This window comes from Deinococcus sp. KSM4-11 (genome assembly GCF_004801415.1).
Taxonomy (GTDB): domain Bacteria; phylum Deinococcota; class Deinococci; order Deinococcales; family Deinococcaceae; genus Deinococcus.
Window position 1 is genome coordinate 845,088 of the sequence record NZ_SSNX01000001.1, and the last position, 14,404, is coordinate 859,491.

Genomic DNA, 14,404 nt, shown 5'->3' on the forward strand with positions numbered 1-14,404 from the left:
GGTTGGGACACACCGAGTGGCACGGCGGTTCGGGGGGATTCGGAGACCAGCTGCTACCACTCGCACCTGATAAGCCCAGCGTGAACTGGGCGTGTCCGGCAGTCTGGTGTTGGGCGGCATGGGCGGGGTCACGGTGGTCACCTCCTCAGGCGTAAGGTAGGGGATGAAAGAAATCAGAATCGAACAGGGCAAGGGGGACTACGACGACCGGGATCTGATCCTGACGTACCCGGCCAACGCGGTCGAGACGCCGGAGATGAAGGCGCTGTTCGCAGCAGGCCGCACCCACGAGCTCGTTTTGATCTCAGGGATCAACGGAAGGGTGACCGTGGGGATGGGCGCAGGCGTATGGCGATTTAGAGTCAAGGAAGCGCTGGGTCGACCCTGATCACCGGCCCGCCTCTGTTCTCTGGGCTGTCGCCCTGCCAGCAGCGTGGGATACACCCCAGCAGCTCCGGCAGGTAGAACGGCTCACGCACTACCGGGAAGACGCGCGGTAGCGGCTCGATCGGTACCGTCTGCCGTACGAGCTTCTGCACGCGGGCACGACGCGCGGCCCGTTGGTCAGCCTTCTTCGACATACCGCGGGCCTCCTTGGTAGCGTGCGGTGTGGATTCCCTACAGCATCTCAACGACACTTGGGAGCAAAAGCTCGATCACGTGCACGCTCAGGTCTGGCAGCGTATGAAAGCCCTTGGGGTCACAGCGCGGTGGGTTGACCCCTTGCATGAGGCGACTGCGACCAAAAGAAAACGGGTCGACTATGGGCGTGAGTCCCGAGGGACAGAGCGGGACGGCTACGAGTTCGTCATCCGGTTGGGCAACGAGCCGTTGACGACAGGCACGTTGAACGGCAGGGATCCCAACAATCATGTGACGTCCCTTATGGTTCACGCGGCCAATGCCCTGGAGCGGCGGGGACTCGCGGTGATGCCCCACATTCCTTGACGCTTGGCTGGGCAGGGAAGGTTCGAGTCAATGAAAAAGCCTCACGAGGTGTGGGGCCGCCCTGCCGCCTTCACCCGGGCGGTGTGGGTTGTGGGTATGGCTCAAGCCTACCGAAGGCTGGTGAGCTTGACGTCCGCCTTTTGGCTAAGAGTAAGGGGAAACTGCCCATGAAGGACAGGCCAATAAGGTAAAGGGCTGGCTTCAACTCGGCACTCAGGAGATGAGCTCGTCCCTCGACCACAGCGCGACCTCGCCGTCTCAACCGGCATGAACCGAGCGTTTTCGGCCACCTCCCTGGGAGGCGTAGGCTAGGGAATGGACGATGACCTGAGAGAGCTTCAGGAACTTGCAGCTCGCAACCAGCGAAACCAGGCCTCTGCAGAGCGCGACCAACTTGATTATTCAGATGCAGAAGACCGAATAGAGATGAGCCGTCGAAGGCAGTTTATGAACGTTGTGCGCCCCGCCGTTGAGAGGCTTGGCGAAGCAATCAGATCACTGCCCGGTAGCGCGTTTTTCCCTGAGGAAGATCCGTACATCACGCCAAGTTATGGGGTGAGGTTCGAGGTTCCTGGTTCACGTCGCACCGTGATTGGTGGAATCGAGCTTCGAGCAGTTGAGGACGATGTTGTCGTGTCGTGGAACGCTCACAGCGTCACGGATGAGCGCCGCGAGCGATTTCCTCTCGCATCGTTACAAGTTGAAGACCTGTACCAGATGATGCTGAAGCATGTCCGAGACCTGATGAAGTAGTTGCAAGGGATCCCGCAGTTGCAGCGGGGTCACGCAGTTCTGTTCCGGAAGCTGCTGTGAGAGGCGTCTCGCACCCTGGAACGGCCCAACGTAAACCGGGCGTGTTCGACAGTCAGGTGTCGGTCTGCATGGGCGAGGTCACCATCCTGGGAGGCGCAGGGTATGGAATGGACGATCAGGAATTCATGGACGCCCTGGACTTCGAGAACGCATGGCACATCCATTTGGACGAACCACGAGCTGCGCACCTTCGAGAACTTGAGGCAGCGGGGCGGAGGGTTTGGCCGACTATGTCCACGCACGATGAGCCGTTGATGTTCACCATCAACGTGTGGAGTGCAGATCACCGTCTCCTGGCACAGTCAAACCCGGCCCCGTACCCAGCGGAGGATGAGCAGATCAGAGAGATGTTCGACCAGGCTGCACGGCGGCTGGTCAACGATCCCAGGTACTGACAGAAGAAAGCCCCTGCGATGAGGCAGGGGGTGATGAGGGTATGTTCTATTCGTCTAGCGTGGAATACGTCTCGGCCACGCTGTTGTAACCGACGCGGAAATCCGCCGGCACCCCCATGTCATCAGGGCGCGTGAAGTGCAACCACCCGTGTTCGCCCTTGTGCTTCTCCAGGGTGTCCAGCGTCTCGCGTACCCACTCGTTCGTGCCCTCGAACTCCCACGCAGTGCCATCAATGAACACCAATCTCAATCTGGCCATGTATCAGCGTACCTGCTACCACACGCAGCATTGAGAAAAAGGTTGGGGAGTTTACGTCGGTCCTGCCCTGGCAGCTTCAGCCTTCCTACCAGCGCTTGCACGTGATGAGGCACGGGATGCTCACGGCCCCGGATGACCACCACAGGCACGGTGAGCAGATCAGGGCCGCAGTTGAACGCCACAGGCTCGGGCGCTGGATTGCCGATGTGAAAGCGGACTTCGTGGCTCATGTCTCTCCTTTGCGTTCGCTATCAGGCAGGGGCGGGATCGGCACGCGCTGGTGTGTCAGCTTCTTCACGCGGGCACGACGCGCGGCCCGCTGGTCCGCTTTCTTCCACATGCAACGGGCCTCCTTGGTCGGGTGAGGAATTAAAGCGGCCGTTAACTGCTCCGTTTATTGTCATGCGGTGAGCGACCTTCCGGCCCTGCTGGACGAGGTGGCGACCGAGCGGGACACCCTGCGAACCCTGCTGTCCGAGGCCCGCTCCACCCGACTGTGGATTGATCGGGATTACCTGGCGTCACCCATAGCTGGCGTCATGGTGCAAGTGAGTCGGGATGTAGCGCGCCTTGACGCCCTCGCCGCAAAACTCGAATGGGATCACGCCACGTTGGTCATGGCCGTCGCCGCACCGTCAACAGTGACGTTGATCTCGCATGGGACGGTGGGGGCGATTCGGGAGCGGGTGCAGGTAGCCCATGATCTGACGGTCTGGCTGCAGGATTTCCTGGCGTGGGCCATACGTTGGGGTGAGGAGTTGATGGATGAACCACAGGAGCGGTTGTTGAATTGATGGTCAGGGCGCACCGAGTTGCTCGGCGCTTCGGGCTAAAGAATCAGTCAGCCGGTTCTGCTCGCACCCTTCATGGCCACCTGTAAAAATGAAACAGCTGCGCCGCGTGTTTGGCACCCATTCCGGGGGGATCCTGGGTGCTTTGAACGTGCGGTGCAGCTTCGTGCAGGCTAAGCGGATCACACCCCTAAACCGTAGGAATCACACGGTATTGGCCTGAAGATTCCTTACCGCTTCCTGAAGGCTGGGATATGCGACAGGGTCTGCCTCAGGTATTGGATTGCATGAGCGGCCTCACGTCCCTGGGAGGCGTAGGCTAGGGAATGGACGAGTTGCAGAACCTCAATGACACGTGGGAGCAGCACCTCGACGACCAGCACGCCCAGCTGTGGGAGCGCATGAAAGACGTCGGGGCAACGGCGGAGTGGACGGATCCACTGGATGGGGATGGCGCGGCGGTCACGGACCAGCCCGACGATGCCTCAGGGCCCCGATGGGCGGCCGTGGAGATGTTCCAGTTCGAGATCCAGCTCGAGGGGGAACCGCTGATGATGGACACCGTGCACCGCGTTGACCCCTATGCCATGGCCAGTGACTTGGTCGAGCAGGCCGCCATTGAGTTGGAGCGCCGAGGCATTCTCAATCTTGACGCTGACGTCTGACTGAGGGCTCAGCACCACCGTGGGAGGATGTGCCGATGAGCAGCCTGGAACGTGCCATGGTTCGGCATATCGCTCGCACCGCGTACAACAGCCGTGTCCGTCGATATGGAACAGCGCGAGCGGAGATGGAAGCGAGGGCACAGGCCACCGCGTTCATTGCTGATCTGCAGGATGCGGAGTGGCAGGCCCTGCTGCAGCGGGACCTTGATGAGTTCCTTGCCGAGCAGCAGGCGAAATAGCTGACGGGCTTCAGGCGCCACGAAAAAACCGCCCCTGTGGGCGGCTGATGCGTTCGAGTTGTCGTGGAGCCTGACATCACTGTTCACGATTCTTCCGCATTTGTCAACGCCTGAAGGCACGTCAGGGCTTCCGGATCACCCAGCGAGGCCGCCACAGACAGCGCTGTGCGGGCATAATTTCGGGCCTGCTCACCGGCCCAACCGCGCCCGGAGGCGTGCAGGAGCGTGCTGAGTCCCTGCCCGGCGCGAATGCGGTCGAGCAGCTGACCATCGTGCTGGCGCAGCGTGGCCGCGAGGGCGTTCTCACTGATCCAGCCCAGAGGCGTGTGTACATGGCTGTACGTGATGGTGGCGCCGGCCAGCCCATAATTGCCGACACCGACGACCCGCATGTTCCCGCCACTGCCGTTGGGTGGCGCGAGGTTGCTGCTGAGCACCTCGCTGCTGATCCTGGTGTCCCAGGCGCGCAGGGCCTGATACCAGCGCTCTGCCAGGGATCGTGCCTGCCGGGCGAGCTGACGGGGGGTGAGTTCACCATGGGGTGTCCAGATGGTCTGCCGGCGACGTTTGGGGGCGGGCTTCGTGTAGCCGGTGGCGTCCTCGGTGAGGGAGGTCACCAGATCAGCCATGTTCACAGGGTTGGGCATGGAAGGCGCCTCTTGGCCAGTAGTCACGGTCTTGCGCTGACCTTCATCAGTGGGGTCGGGACATTCATGACGGAGAAGTGTCGTTCCCGTGACACGGTGGGGCGTACCGTCGTGGCCATGGACGAGTCACCTTCAGCAGCGCATGTATGGCACCTCCTTGAAGCCCTGGGGTGCACACGCACGGTCGCAGAGCATCTGTTCCCCAATGGTCGGGCGGGGTACCGCGTGACCATCGAGCGCGAGGGACGCGCGGTGGCCGCAGGCCGCCATGTGGTCGAGGAGATGGCGGCGACGCAAGCACTGCTGGAGGCGATCCAGGTGGTGCTGCCCAAGTCATCCCCGCAGTCGAAATTTGTGCCAGCCGCACCAGTGCGCTTGATCGGTCTGCCCCGATGACCGCGTGATCGGAGGGCAGTCACCACGAAGCTGACCCGCTCAACCAGAACCCTCATGGGGCCGGTGACCACGTCCAGGGGCCGCGTGGTGACTTGCGGCACCTGTTCCCGCGTACCCGTACTGAACCGCTCATGCGTTTTGCGAATGATCGTTGGCAGCGTTCCTGGGTGGGTCTGATAGAGCTGGTGGCGACCTCGGTGAGGGAGGTCACCAGGTCGGCCATGTAGCCGGTTTGGGCATGGTCACATCGTGAAGTCAGGTCATTCGAGCGTCGCCAGGGGGTCATGGTTCACCCCGTCGAATGATGATCAATTCAAGGGCAGAACGTACGCTCTGACACATAAATTGGGACAACTGGATAACGTGAGTGGCATGGAGGAGTCGGCGGCAGCGCAACAGGTCTGGCGATACCTGGAGGATCTGGGATGCACACGCGCCTTCAGCACCTTTGTCCTCTATGGGAAGACCGTGCATTGCGTCCAAATCTGTCGTGCAGGACAGGTGATCACGTCTGGTCGACACCTCCAGTTGGGCCTGGCGAACTCGGCAGCGTTGCTGGCGGCCATGCGGCAGCTGGGGCCACCGGAGCGCACGCACGAAACGTGCACTCCCCCGTACAGCACATCCCGTGAGAGATGGACGACAGATCTGTGGAGTGAAAGACCCGTGAAATGCCACCTTGCTCACACTGTGGCCATGACTTGCCGGGAAGCCATCCTCGACGCGATCCGTGACCTGCTCCGAGGTCGCGAGGATCAGACCTTTACACCTGTCGAGGTGGCCCTGTTCATGCTGGCTCGGGAAGCGCCCTACAAGGAATTGACCATCCGGGGCACGATCTCGCATCTCATGTGCACGGACGAACCGGATCCGACGGGCAGGCGCTCTCAGGAGCTGGAGCGGGTCGGCCGTGGTCGCTACCGGCTGCGATAAGGCAACCTGCGGCACACTGATGGCATGACGTGTCGCGACGACATCTTGATGGTGGTGCAAGACCTCACCGCGAGTCGCCCCAACGGAACGTTCACCTGCCAAGACGTCGTTGCAGCCTTGCGGGCCAGGCACACCACGCACCTGGACGCCACCATCCGCAGACTGGTGACCGTGGAGATGTGCGTGAATGGCGTTGGGCCGCGCGCCGCGACCTACCGCGATCTGGAGAAGGTTAGCCGCGGCCGGTACCGGCTGTTGGCCGAGCATCAGCGACGCTCCTGAGTAAGTGGCCCAGGGCAGAAGGACGACGAATAAAGGCATCCTGTAGGGCGGGGAGAGGCCGTCTGCGGCACGATGAAGCCATGACGTGCAGGGACGAGATCCTGAGTGCCGTGAAGGAACTTGTGAAGGACAACCCGGATCAGGAGTTTACGTTGGAAGAGGTACTGAGTTATATGCGGCCGCGTGGCTCGCCCTACCTTCGAGCGCACCTGAGTCACCATGTGACGGCGGTGATGTGTGTCAACTCGACCTCGAAGTTTGGCGGACAGTACCAGGATCTGGAGCGTGTCCGCAAGGGTGTGTACCGGCTGCTGGCGTGACATGCCTCAGGCCCTCCTGACCCGGATCACGTCCGGTAGCAGTGTGGCGTGCGGAATGGTCATGCCCCGCGTGACGTCGTTCAGGCCGAGCTCGCACAAGTAGAACGGCTCCCGGATGCGCACGCGGCCCAGGGTCTCGCGCTGGTACCACGCGGTCAGCCGGGCACGCCTGGACCAGTCCTCGGCCTGTTCGATGTCGCGCTCGTATTCCTGTTCCCGTTGACGCTCGTTGATGCGCTGCTGCGCGGCCTGACGATCACGGCGGCTCATGACGCTGCCCTAGGCTGCTGCATCCCTCGCGCATCGTAGCGAGCGGTACACATGACGACATGGCCTAATGTGCTGTCAACCTTCAGATAAGCCCACCTATGCTCGCTTTTCACCTGTCCACCACCCAGGAAGCGGACGCTATACACATGAAACGTACTTTGATGCTGCTGGCCGTGCTTTCTACCTCGACCGCCTCCGCCGCTGGGCTCACCATGACCGACACCTCGTTCCTGGCCAAGGCCGTGCGCGGCAACAACTTCGAACTCCAGGCAGCGAAACTGGCAGTCAACATGGGACGGACTGCGGCGGTGCGCACCTATGCCGCCAAGATGATCGCCGACCACACCAAACTGGGCGCCGGTGTCAAGGCCGCTGTCATGCAGCTGGATCCGATGATGAAGCTGCCGACGACCGTCACGTATTCGCAGTACGACATGCTGACGGTCCTGAAGCGGTCGGGCCGGAACTTCGATGCCCTGTACCGAAAGGACATGGTGGCGTCGCACGCGCAGACGTACGCATTGTTCAACACGTACAGCAAGTCGCGGGCGGCCAGTCTGCCGCTGCGCACAACGGTCATGAACGCGAAGCCGACGGTGAAGATGCACTGGGATATGGCGCTGATGTTGCCCCGGATGTAACGCACCACTCCACCGATGCAGCGGGCCGTATGGCCCGCTGTTCCGTCGTTGCTGATCAGGCACGATCGTGATCACAGAGAACGTGCTATCGGTCTGCGGTGCCGGGCAGGTGTGGGGGATCACAACAGACCGTCCAGGCGGGCGCTGATGCGATTGATGACCTCGACCGGGTTCGCCCTGGCCCCCGGCGTGATCATCTTCAGTTCCGCGCGCAGTTCGTCCCGCAACGCCTCCACGCCCTGCCGTAAGATGGGCAGCCCGGGCCGCAGGTTATTCGCCTCGCCCTCCTCAATCACCGTCTTGATCTGCAAGCGGGTGAGTTCGTCGGCCAGGTCATCCAGCAGGGCCAGTTCGTGGCTTGTCACATCTCGGGCCTCCCGTTGGCGGCGCAGGGTCATCAGGTGGGTGTACAGGTCAGCCATGGCGTCCCTCGATGGGCATGCTGAGCAGAAGCGAGCCAGATGAACTCACCCGTGCCCATGGGACAGGCCCACACGCGACATGAGAAGCACGTTGAGCTGACTGGCACACTGCACACCAGTGCACACTTGCTCGTGACGAGGCCGGACAGATTGACGCGTGAAGTCGATGAACGTGACCCTGACCATCCCCCCCGCCGTCCGTGACGCCGCCCAGCAGGGACTGATCCTGCGCCGACACCTCGGCTATGGCGGGAACCGGACGGGAGAACGCGTTGCCGAGCGCCTGCTCAGCGACAAGCCTCTCACGGCCTCGAGGGTGCGATGGATGGCCACGTACTTTGCCACGCACCCCCAGCCGCCGCTGGTGGGCTCGACCGGCAATCCACACCGGATGTATGTGGGGTGGCTGCTGATGGGTGGGGACGCGGGGCGTGCCTGGGCGGAATGCACCTTGATGGCGTTGAACCGTGAGGAAGCGTGCAAGCAGGCGAAGCGGGCGCAGCGGCGTGCGGCAGCGCCGGTCAAGCAGGCCTGCTGAATGCAACGGAAATTGGGGCCTTTTTGCGGGTGAATGGGTCTCAGGCATCCGTCGGCCTCCCTTCAAAGAGCGTGGTGATCAGGGGCGTGATCACCACGTCCACCCGGCCCCCTGATACCACCGGGCCGCGCGTCACGCGCAGCTCGTCGATCAGCGAGTCATCCGCCCACACATGCGCGTGCGTCAGGGCGTCCTCCAGGGCCTTCGGGAGGTTGCTCAGGTCACGGGCGCGGTGGTCTGGCGGGCACACATGCAGGCGCAGGCCGAGACGCGCATTGGGCGGCGTGCTGGGATGCCCCAGGCTGGCGATCACGGCGGCCACGCTGCGCCGGTAGTCCCGGCCGTCCTGGCTGAGCAGGACGCGCGCTGTGGGCTTGCCTTTGACCGTGATCACGACGGCGCGCCAGATCGCGTTGACGCTGGGCGGGTACGGCAGGGCAAAGGTCAGGATGCCGGGCAGTGGCGGGGCTGGACGAGGTGCAGGTGCGCTGGGTGCGGGGAGGGGGGTCGGGTGGACGACCGGTACGCCTTCGAGGCCCAGGCGCGTCCGGGTGGCAGTGCGCTGGGCTGCATCCGGGATGCGGCGCAAGTACGCTTCGGCCGCATCTCTCGTCGGGAACGGATTCATCACCTGACCCTCAGGACAGCTTCTTCCGAGCTTGATGGACGGCTCACATTGCCGGAGGGGCCACAAAGCCGCCGCTGGTGCGGTCGCACACTCACTCCGTTGCACCCGCTCAATGGCGTCGACCCATCGTTCTCCTGGCGAGCCGTGCAACCAAATCTTCCTTCTCCACCCCCACGACTGTGGGGGTGTTTCTGGATTACCTCCCGGAGTGTGCCTGCCGGGACGGCAGCCCCGTGCCCGTCCGGCCAGTGCACGAGCACGTTCGCACCCACTCCCGGCCGGGGCACAGTCACAACCTCACACACCGTGCCGCGCCGGGTATCGTCGCCCTTGCCCACCTTCGGGCCGTACCGGTAGACGGGGACCATGGTTAGCCAGCGGTACTGACTGTTCATGCGAGCTCCGCAGGGATCAGAATGGAGGCATGACGTACCGGGACGAGATCTTGGACGTGGTGCGTGATCTGGTGCGCGACCGGCCCACACGGCAGTTCACACTGGCCGAGGTCATCGTGGAAATGCAGGAGCGTGGTTCGGCATGCAAGATACCGACCATCAACACGTACGTTTCGAGCATGATGTGCGTGAATGCGCCGCGTCACCGTCGAAAGCAGTACGCAGATTTCGAACGTGTCGGGCCTGGGCAGTACCGGCTGCTCTGACCTCACGCCTTCACCTCCTCAGCGAGGTTCAGCACGGCCTTCTTCAGGTATGGCGCGCTGTCTCCAAACGCGATGGTCTGGCGTGATTCCGTGTCCACCACGAGGGCTTGCACGGTCGGGTTCCCACTGGCGTCCTGCTTCAGGACCAGGCGCAGCTCCTGGTTGGCCGTCAGGTGCTGCTGGGCGTAGGTGAGCACCCAGTCCGTCCAGCCACCCTTGCCGCTGCTGTTCGCCTGCATCCTGCTGTCCTGAATGTGCTGCTGCTGGCGCTGCAACCGCTCATACGTCCCAGTTGTGACGTTCTCCGCGATCGCTGCCGCCCGCTGCTCCCCCGTCAAGGTGTGCAGCTTCACTTCCTGCCCGGTGTCCGGGTGTTGCACGGTCGCGTGCGCATCGATGGCCGCCGCCACCTCCGCCGCCGCCCTGACCTGGCTGGTGCTGGGCCGCTCGCTGCCCGTCGCCGTCTGCAGGTACTTCGCGACGGCGATCTGCTTCTCAGGATCCAGCTCCCCGATCACGTGCGCCGCTTCCTTGAGCTCCCGGGCCTGCCGTTCGTTCTCGGGATATAAACCAATGGTTGTCACGAGCGTGCTGCTGGTCTCCGCCGCGTCAATCAGTTGCTGGGCACGCTGGCGGCTCCAGCCCCACACCTGCTCGCAGTAATCCCCGAAGGTGCGGTGCCCCTCGCGGTACAGGCGTTGATCGCGGATGGTCAGCAGCGCCTCGCCGACATCGATGAAGCCCTGCCAGCCCTGCCTTACGACTGCTTCAAGCTGGTTCAGGGCCTGTCGCTCGTCGGGCGTGATCGCTTCCAGGGCCGGGGTCATGCGCCCTCCAGACGGCCGGGCCGACGGGGCCGTGCCGAGTAGGCTGGGGCATGACTCTCCCCGAAGACGTGCGTGTGATTGACGTCATGCAAAGTGGCAGCCTGCTGCTCAGCCGGGTGGAACGTCAAGAAGACCGCGCTCGTCCTGGCGCCACCGCCGTCCGGCTGCGCCTGCTGAACCTCGGGACGCAGCCCGTCACCGTGGATCACGTGGCCTTCCACCACGACGCCTTGACGGTGACCCTGCCCATCAACAGGCGCGTCAATCCAGCACGGTACCTGGTCGTCATTGGCCCGGAGACGGCGGACACCGTGACGCTGCAGGCGAGTCGGCAGGGGCAGTCGGCGCTCTTCAAGGCCGGCGTGCCCTTCGACATGACGGTGTCGGTCACGACGCCGTACGGCCCGATCGCGTTGATCCAGCGGCTGTCCTGGGGTTTCTGGATGGAGGGTGGGTACGGCTTCACGCTGCTGGATCAACCCCGCTGAGGGCGCCACGCGTCGTTGGGTGAGCGGAGTCACGCGACCGTCCAGGCGGCCGGGCTGACCAGGCGGCACACGCGGCGCTGCCGGCGGGGTGTGTTCGTCACAACGGGCCGCACCATCGTGCTGATCAGGCCGAGCGCTTCCAGCCGGTACACGGCGTGGGCGACGACGGCGCTGTTGATGCGCAGGGCGCGGGCGAGCTCGTTCAGGCTCTGGCCGGGCTGGAGGTAGGCGGCGCTGAACACCTCGCGCTGCCGGGGATGGAGTTTCGGAATGGAGACTGCTCGCGTCATGGGTTCACTGCCTTCACGCGCTGGGCTGCTGGCCGCTCTCGGCGTCGATCGGGAACGGCAGATCCTCACCGGGCTGCAGGGGATCAAGGGTCATGTTCAGCGGGGGCGGCACGTCATGCACCGGCGGCGCGTCCTGCTCATCGGTCAGCAGCGGCGCGGCATCGATCGCCGGTCGAACCAGATCGTCTACCTCGGCCTGCAGCTGCTGGATCTCGGCCACGCTGCCGCCGGGGATCTTCAGTTCCTGCTGGATCTGTTCGTTCAGCGTCGGCTGGTTGCTCACCGCGCACTCCAGGCAGTTGCTGCTCCCCAGGATCGCATCCACCCCCAGCCCGCACGTCTCCAGCTCGTCGAAGGTCACACGCGTGATGCACAGCACCGCGCCGTACTCATCCACCGTGATGTTTCCGCGCAGGTGGGCGGCCATCATCACGGCCGGCAGGTGCTCTCCGCCCAGGCGTGGCGTGACCTCAAGGCGGATCCGGCCGCCCTCGGCTGCCGCGCCCTTCAAGACCGGCATGTGGTGCAGTTCGAACTTGCGTTCCTCACGGGCACCGGGCATGAAGGCCCACTTGATGTCCGCGACCCAGCCATTGTCCCGGTCGTCCTTGATGCTCATGCCGCGTGGGGTCACTGCGAAAATGCCGTAGGTCTGCATGGTGGTTCTCCTTCTCCGGTCTGGGCCGGATGCGTGAGGTCAGGACTTCTTCGGGCACCAGTGGTCTGTGGGAATCCAGGCGACGACATCCCGCCCGCTCGCGGTCACCGTGTGGTGCATGCGGGGCTCCGCGCCGCACCGGCGGCACGTGGCGGACTCTGGCGAATTGAGTTCCAGCGGCTGGCCGTCACGGCCACCCAGCGCCTCGGCGAGGCTCACCGAACGATTCAGGCGGCGGTCACTGGAGAACACGGCGCACCTCCGGAGTGCCGGTCAGGGCGGGCGTGCTGTTTCTCGCCACGCCGCTCAGCTGCGCGGTGCGCCGCTCGATGAATTCCTTGCGCGCGAAGATCGCGTTGTCGGCTTCCAGCAAACCGAGCTGCACCCCGTTGCACACACTCCGGATCAGGTCACGCACGGGGCCGGGCGCTGCGGTCGACGTCTCGCCGCGGCCGACACGGGCCATGGCCTCGTCCCACTCCGCGATGGCCAGTTCCTGGAAGTCGCCCTTCCCGAGCCCGTAGTCGACGAGCTTCTGAGGGGTCGGGAAGAAGGTCTCGAATCGGAACGCGGCCCGGCACGCTTCCCCGAACTGGTCAGCGGTCAGTTCAGCGGCGAGGATCTCGCGGTAGATCTTGACCGTCTGGGAGTTGTGTCTGCGGTTCCAGCGGTCTTCGAGGATCGTCCAGGCGGCGGCGAACTGTTCGTCAGAAAACGGCACGGGTGTCCTCCTGCAAGGCGGCGTAGATGTCGCTGGCCCGCTGCGCGGCCTGCTGGTTGGCGGCCTCGGTCGTCTGCGGGTGGGGGGTGAATCTCAGGACGTGGGGCCGTTCGTGCCGGGCCGGAAGTGACCCCCGCTGCCGGGCCCGCCACGCGGGTGCCTCGGCCTCGATGACACTGGGCGTGATGCTGTCCCGCCACGTTTCCCGCCGCAATTCCGCCACGATCTGGCCGACGTCCTCAGCGGTGTACCCGGCCTTCGCCAGACTCTTGCCGACCTTGCCGATGCGGCTGCGGGTGATGTCCGTCAGGCCGTCGTGTCCGCCGTAGCAGGCGAGTGCAACTGCGGCGAACATGGCCTGATCGGGGCCGGGCACGCGCGCCGCCGGAACCTTGTCCGTGCTGGTGGCTGGTTCGGTACGGCTTCTGGCGGGCAGGGCAGGAACCTGGAGAGGATCAGGCCGGTCAGCGACGGCCGCGACAGCGGCCCCGCCGTCAGGCGGCTGAAGTGGTTCGGAGTTCTGAGCGGCGATCTGATCCTGACCCCCCAGTGCGGTGCCGTTCCGCGCCTCCCCCTGGGGGGTAGGGGGGTTTGTTTTCTTCTCTTCTTTCCTTTCTTCATCACTTCCTTTCTTCAGAGAACCGGGAAGTGCGTTCTGATCGGTCTTTTGTGCCTGTCGGGGCGAGTCTTTTTGCAGACCCTTTGCAGAGGGCTTGCGCACCCCTTGCACACGCGTACTCGCCTCGGACGAGCAGAAGTGCCCGTCGATCCCCAGGATCAGACCCTGCGCGGTCAGCCGTCCGGTGCTGGCCTGGATCGTGCGGACGTCAATCTCCAGAGCGATGGCCAGCTGTCGGGTGGTGTAGGTATTGCTCCGGTACTGCCGGTGCCGGGTCAGGAAGGTCAGCACGCGGATGTCCGCAGCCAGGATGAGGCGCTCGATGGCGTCCAGTGCCCAGTTGGGAATGACGGTGTCCTCGCCACGGCGCAGGGTGGTGTGGACACCAGGGATCTGGATGGCGTCCATCAGGCCACCGCACCGTCCAGTTGGATCCACCGCGCCAGCAGTAGTAAGCGTTGGTTCATGGTTGCCTACCCTGTGACCGGACAAGGACTACCGTCGGGGCATGACTCCCGTCATTTACCCCGTCTCCAGCACCACGCTCCCCCGTGCGGGTGTCATTGAAGTGCCCTGCTACCGGGCGCAGTCCTTCAACGGGCGGACGGCGGTGATGGCCTCCGAAGACAAGGTGGTCGAGTTCGACTTCGAAACCATGACCGAGCAGGATATGGAGTTGGCCACTGCGGAGCGCCTGGGGGAATACACGATTCAAGGATTGATCGCTGTGGACGTGGATTGGCTGATCCAGGTGATGGAGGCCACGGCCGCGAATGGGAAGACGCTCGGCGCGGAGCTTGAGGAGGTATGGCACTACCTGTCGCCCATGAACATGGCGCCAAGCGTTGTGGCTGGGCAGTACGTGGTCGTGGGCCTGTACCGGTAACGCCTGGCTCACCTCAACCACGTTTCACTCTCCTGCCCGGCCCTGCGGTTCTTCCAACTGGCGTGAG

At 63.9% G+C, this 14,404-nt stretch carries 26 protein-coding genes; 15 read left to right on the plus strand and 11 right to left on the minus strand.

The features are described 5' to 3' along the window. Positions 1 to 163 precede the first annotated feature (163 nt). The 3 genes from E7T09_RS04125 to E7T09_RS04135 all read left to right on the plus strand — a co-directional run bounded on the left by E7T09_RS04125 (position 164) and on the right by E7T09_RS04135 (position 2,156). Positions 164 to 388, plus strand: coding sequence for a hypothetical protein (locus E7T09_RS04125; protein ID WP_136387842.1), 225 nt, complete (start codon positions 164 to 166; stop codon positions 386 to 388). Between the two features lie 875 nt (positions 389 to 1,263). Further along, positions 1,264 to 1,701 carry a hypothetical protein gene (locus tag E7T09_RS04130; RefSeq protein WP_136387843.1) on the plus strand — a complete coding sequence of 146 codons (438 nt, stop codon included), beginning with the start codon at positions 1,264 to 1,266 and terminating at the stop codon, positions 1,699 to 1,701. A gap of 128 nt (positions 1,702 to 1,829) precedes the next feature. Beyond that, positions 1,830 to 2,156, plus strand: a complete 327-nt coding sequence (locus E7T09_RS04135) for a hypothetical protein (RefSeq protein WP_136387844.1) — start codon at positions 1,830 to 1,832, stop codon at positions 2,154 to 2,156. Positions 2,157 to 2,202: 46 nt separating this feature from the next. Here E7T09_RS04135 and E7T09_RS04140 read toward each other — a convergent pair whose 3' ends face one another. Further along, positions 2,203 to 2,415 carry a hypothetical protein gene (locus E7T09_RS04140; RefSeq protein ID WP_136387845.1) on the minus strand — a complete coding sequence of 71 codons (213 nt, stop codon included), beginning with the start codon at positions 2,413 to 2,415 and terminating at the stop codon, positions 2,203 to 2,205. Between the two features lie 407 nt (positions 2,416 to 2,822). On the opposite strand from E7T09_RS04140, the gene E7T09_RS04145 reads away from it, so the two are divergent. From E7T09_RS04145 to E7T09_RS04155, 3 genes are all read left to right on the plus strand, one after another. Further along, positions 2,823 to 3,209 (plus strand): hypothetical protein, encoded by a 387-nt coding sequence (locus E7T09_RS04145; protein ID WP_136387846.1) that lies wholly within the window; start codon positions 2,823 to 2,825, stop codon positions 3,207 to 3,209. 323 nt (positions 3,210 to 3,532) lie between these two features. Continuing rightward, a complete protein-coding gene (locus E7T09_RS04150; RefSeq protein ID WP_136387847.1) occupies positions 3,533 to 3,871 on the plus strand; it encodes a hypothetical protein in 339 nt (112 codons plus the stop codon). Positions 3,872 to 3,906: 35 nt separating this feature from the next. Continuing rightward, positions 3,907 to 4,110, plus strand: a complete 204-nt coding sequence (locus E7T09_RS04155; RefSeq protein ID WP_136387848.1) for a hypothetical protein — start codon at positions 3,907 to 3,909, stop codon at positions 4,108 to 4,110. 83 nt (positions 4,111 to 4,193) lie between these two features. On the opposite strand, the gene E7T09_RS04160 is transcribed toward E7T09_RS04155, so the two are convergent. After that, complete coding sequence (locus E7T09_RS04160; protein WP_136387849.1) at positions 4,194 to 4,739, minus strand: hypothetical protein; 546 nt, start codon at positions 4,737 to 4,739, stop codon at positions 4,194 to 4,196. A 243-nt stretch (positions 4,740 to 4,982) separates the two neighbouring features. On the opposite strand from E7T09_RS04160, the gene E7T09_RS21800 reads away from it, so the two are divergent. From E7T09_RS21800 to E7T09_RS04175, 4 genes are all read left to right on the plus strand, one after another. Further along, on the plus strand, positions 4,983 to 5,153 hold the full coding sequence (locus E7T09_RS21800) for a hypothetical protein (protein ID WP_168734686.1): 171 nt from the start codon (positions 4,983 to 4,985) through the stop codon (positions 5,151 to 5,153). Positions 5,154 to 5,849: 696 nt separating this feature from the next. Next, on the plus strand, positions 5,850 to 6,086 hold the full coding sequence (locus E7T09_RS04165; RefSeq protein WP_136387850.1) for a hypothetical protein: 237 nt from the start codon (positions 5,850 to 5,852) through the stop codon (positions 6,084 to 6,086). 24 nt (positions 6,087 to 6,110) lie between these two features. Then, a complete protein-coding gene (locus E7T09_RS04170; protein WP_136387851.1) occupies positions 6,111 to 6,368 on the plus strand; it encodes a hypothetical protein in 258 nt (85 codons plus the stop codon). 80 nt (positions 6,369 to 6,448) lie between these two features. Continuing rightward, on the plus strand, positions 6,449 to 6,688 hold the full coding sequence (locus E7T09_RS04175) for a hypothetical protein (protein WP_136387852.1): 240 nt from the start codon (positions 6,449 to 6,451) through the stop codon (positions 6,686 to 6,688). Positions 6,689 to 6,694: 6 nt separating this feature from the next. On the opposite strand, the gene E7T09_RS04180 is transcribed toward E7T09_RS04175, so the two are convergent. After that, entirely contained in the window at positions 6,695 to 6,958 is a 264-nt protein-coding gene (locus E7T09_RS04180; protein WP_136387853.1) for a hypothetical protein, read from the minus strand. 98 nt (positions 6,959 to 7,056) lie between these two features. Here E7T09_RS04180 and E7T09_RS04185 point away from each other — a divergent pair, with 98 nt between their 5' ends. Continuing rightward, the gene (locus E7T09_RS04185; protein ID WP_168734687.1) at positions 7,057 to 7,599 is read left to right on the plus strand and encodes a DUF4142 domain-containing protein; all 543 of its coding nucleotides are present in this window, start codon (positions 7,057 to 7,059) and stop codon (positions 7,597 to 7,599) included. A 119-nt stretch (positions 7,600 to 7,718) separates the two neighbouring features. Here the strand turns inward: E7T09_RS04185 and E7T09_RS04190 are convergent, their stop codons facing one another. Beyond that, positions 7,719 to 8,021, minus strand: a complete 303-nt coding sequence (locus E7T09_RS04190) for a hypothetical protein (RefSeq protein WP_136387854.1) — start codon at positions 8,019 to 8,021, stop codon at positions 7,719 to 7,721. Between the two features lie 172 nt (positions 8,022 to 8,193). Here E7T09_RS04190 and E7T09_RS04195 point away from each other — a divergent pair, with 172 nt between their 5' ends. After that, a complete protein-coding gene (locus tag E7T09_RS04195) occupies positions 8,194 to 8,559 on the plus strand; it encodes a DNA-binding protein (RefSeq protein WP_136387855.1) in 366 nt (121 codons plus the stop codon). 40 nt (positions 8,560 to 8,599) lie between these two features. Here E7T09_RS04195 and E7T09_RS04200 read toward each other — a convergent pair whose 3' ends face one another. Beyond that, on the minus strand, positions 8,600 to 9,187 hold the full coding sequence (locus E7T09_RS04200) for a RusA family crossover junction endodeoxyribonuclease (RefSeq protein ID WP_136387856.1): 588 nt from the start codon (positions 9,185 to 9,187) through the stop codon (positions 8,600 to 8,602). Between the two features lie 424 nt (positions 9,188 to 9,611). On the opposite strand from E7T09_RS04200, the gene E7T09_RS04205 reads away from it, so the two are divergent. Next, positions 9,612 to 9,848, plus strand: a complete 237-nt coding sequence (locus tag E7T09_RS04205; protein WP_136387857.1) for a hypothetical protein — start codon at positions 9,612 to 9,614, stop codon at positions 9,846 to 9,848. Between the two features lie 2 nt (positions 9,849 to 9,850). Here E7T09_RS04205 and E7T09_RS04210 read toward each other — a convergent pair whose 3' ends face one another. Beyond that, a complete protein-coding gene (locus E7T09_RS04210) occupies positions 9,851 to 10,675 on the minus strand; it encodes a hypothetical protein (RefSeq protein WP_136387858.1) in 825 nt (274 codons plus the stop codon). A gap of 50 nt (positions 10,676 to 10,725) precedes the next feature. Here E7T09_RS04210 and E7T09_RS04215 point away from each other — a divergent pair, with 50 nt between their 5' ends. Further along, a complete protein-coding gene (locus E7T09_RS04215; RefSeq protein WP_136387859.1) occupies positions 10,726 to 11,163 on the plus strand; it encodes a hypothetical protein in 438 nt (145 codons plus the stop codon). A gap of 29 nt (positions 11,164 to 11,192) precedes the next feature. Here E7T09_RS04215 and E7T09_RS04220 read toward each other — a convergent pair whose 3' ends face one another. Genes E7T09_RS04220 through E7T09_RS04240 form a run of 5 tightly spaced genes read right to left on the minus strand, consistent with a single transcriptional unit; the run spans position 11,193 to position 13,859 of the window. Further along, positions 11,193 to 11,453, minus strand: coding sequence for a MarR family winged helix-turn-helix transcriptional regulator (locus tag E7T09_RS04220; RefSeq protein ID WP_136387860.1), 261 nt, complete (start codon positions 11,451 to 11,453; stop codon positions 11,193 to 11,195). Between the two features lie 13 nt (positions 11,454 to 11,466). Then, the gene (locus E7T09_RS04225) at positions 11,467 to 12,111 is read right to left on the minus strand and encodes a hypothetical protein (RefSeq protein WP_136387861.1); all 645 of its coding nucleotides are present in this window, start codon (positions 12,109 to 12,111) and stop codon (positions 11,467 to 11,469) included. 39 nt (positions 12,112 to 12,150) lie between these two features. Then, positions 12,151 to 12,363 carry a hypothetical protein gene (locus tag E7T09_RS04230; protein WP_136387862.1) on the minus strand — a complete coding sequence of 71 codons (213 nt, stop codon included), beginning with the start codon at positions 12,361 to 12,363 and terminating at the stop codon, positions 12,151 to 12,153. Beyond that, positions 12,350 to 12,832: a hypothetical protein gene (locus tag E7T09_RS04235; protein WP_136387863.1), complete on the minus strand. Its 483-nt coding sequence runs from the start codon at positions 12,830 to 12,832 to the stop codon at positions 12,350 to 12,352. The genes E7T09_RS04230 and E7T09_RS04235 overlap by 14 nt, the downstream gene beginning before the upstream one ends. After that, complete coding sequence (locus E7T09_RS04240) at positions 12,819 to 13,859, minus strand: hypothetical protein (RefSeq protein ID WP_136387864.1); 1,041 nt, start codon at positions 13,857 to 13,859, stop codon at positions 12,819 to 12,821. Before E7T09_RS04240 ends, E7T09_RS04235 begins: the two co-directional genes overlap by 14 nt. A gap of 100 nt (positions 13,860 to 13,959) precedes the next feature. Here E7T09_RS04240 and E7T09_RS04245 point away from each other — a divergent pair, with 100 nt between their 5' ends. Beyond that, complete coding sequence (locus E7T09_RS04245; RefSeq protein WP_136387865.1) at positions 13,960 to 14,337, plus strand: hypothetical protein; 378 nt, start codon at positions 13,960 to 13,962, stop codon at positions 14,335 to 14,337. The last annotated feature ends 67 nt before the right edge of the window (positions 14,338 to 14,404 follow it).

Bases quoted from the DNA above. Each gene is read 5' to 3' on its own strand.
- E7T09_RS04210 (WP_136387858.1), bottom strand. From the start codon at position 10,675: ATGACCCCGGCCCTGGAAGCGATCACGCCCGACGAGCGACAGGCCCTG.
- E7T09_RS04215 (WP_136387859.1), top strand. From the start codon at position 10,726: ATGACTCTCCCCGAAGACGTGCGTGTGATTGACGTCATGCAAAGTGGC.
- E7T09_RS04135 (WP_136387844.1), top strand. From the start codon at position 1,830: ATGGGCGAGGTCACCATCCTGGGAGGCGCAGGGTATGGAATGGACGAT.
- E7T09_RS04205 (WP_136387857.1), top strand. From the start codon at position 9,612: ATGACGTACCGGGACGAGATCTTGGACGTGGTGCGTGATCTGGTGCGC.
- E7T09_RS04175 (WP_136387852.1), top strand. From the start codon at position 6,449: ATGACGTGCAGGGACGAGATCCTGAGTGCCGTGAAGGAACTTGTGAAG.
- E7T09_RS04160 (WP_136387849.1), bottom strand. From the start codon at position 4,739: ATGGCTGATCTGGTGACCTCCCTCACCGAGGACGCCACCGGCTACACG.
- E7T09_RS04170 (WP_136387851.1), top strand. From the start codon at position 6,111: ATGACGTGTCGCGACGACATCTTGATGGTGGTGCAAGACCTCACCGCG.
- E7T09_RS04155 (WP_136387848.1), top strand. From the start codon at position 3,907: ATGAGCAGCCTGGAACGTGCCATGGTTCGGCATATCGCTCGCACCGCG.
- E7T09_RS04185 (WP_168734687.1), top strand. From the start codon at position 7,057: ATGCTCGCTTTTCACCTGTCCACCACCCAGGAAGCGGACGCTATACAC.
- E7T09_RS04125 (WP_136387842.1), top strand. From the start codon at position 164: ATGAAAGAAATCAGAATCGAACAGGGCAAGGGGGACTACGACGACCGG.
- E7T09_RS04180 (WP_136387853.1), bottom strand. From the start codon at position 6,958: ATGAGCCGCCGTGATCGTCAGGCCGCGCAGCAGCGCATCAACGAGCGT.
- E7T09_RS04245 (WP_136387865.1), top strand. From the start codon at position 13,960: ATGACTCCCGTCATTTACCCCGTCTCCAGCACCACGCTCCCCCGTGCG.
- E7T09_RS04130 (WP_136387843.1), top strand. From the start codon at position 1,264: ATGGACGATGACCTGAGAGAGCTTCAGGAACTTGCAGCTCGCAACCAG.
- E7T09_RS04220 (WP_136387860.1), bottom strand. From the start codon at position 11,453: ATGACGCGAGCAGTCTCCATTCCGAAACTCCATCCCCGGCAGCGCGAG.
- E7T09_RS04225 (WP_136387861.1), bottom strand. From the start codon at position 12,111: ATGCAGACCTACGGCATTTTCGCAGTGACCCCACGCGGCATGAGCATC.
- E7T09_RS04190 (WP_136387854.1), bottom strand. From the start codon at position 8,021: ATGGCTGACCTGTACACCCACCTGATGACCCTGCGCCGCCAACGGGAG.
- E7T09_RS04200 (WP_136387856.1), bottom strand. From the start codon at position 9,187: ATGAATCCGTTCCCGACGAGAGATGCGGCCGAAGCGTACTTGCGCCGC.
- E7T09_RS04165 (WP_136387850.1), top strand. From the start codon at position 5,850: ATGACTTGCCGGGAAGCCATCCTCGACGCGATCCGTGACCTGCTCCGA.
- E7T09_RS04240 (WP_136387864.1), bottom strand. From the start codon at position 13,859: ATGGACGCCATCCAGATCCCTGGTGTCCACACCACCCTGCGCCGTGGC.
- E7T09_RS04140 (WP_136387845.1), bottom strand. From the start codon at position 2,415: ATGGCCAGATTGAGATTGGTGTTCATTGATGGCACTGCGTGGGAGTTC.
- E7T09_RS04150 (WP_136387847.1), top strand. From the start codon at position 3,533: ATGGACGAGTTGCAGAACCTCAATGACACGTGGGAGCAGCACCTCGAC.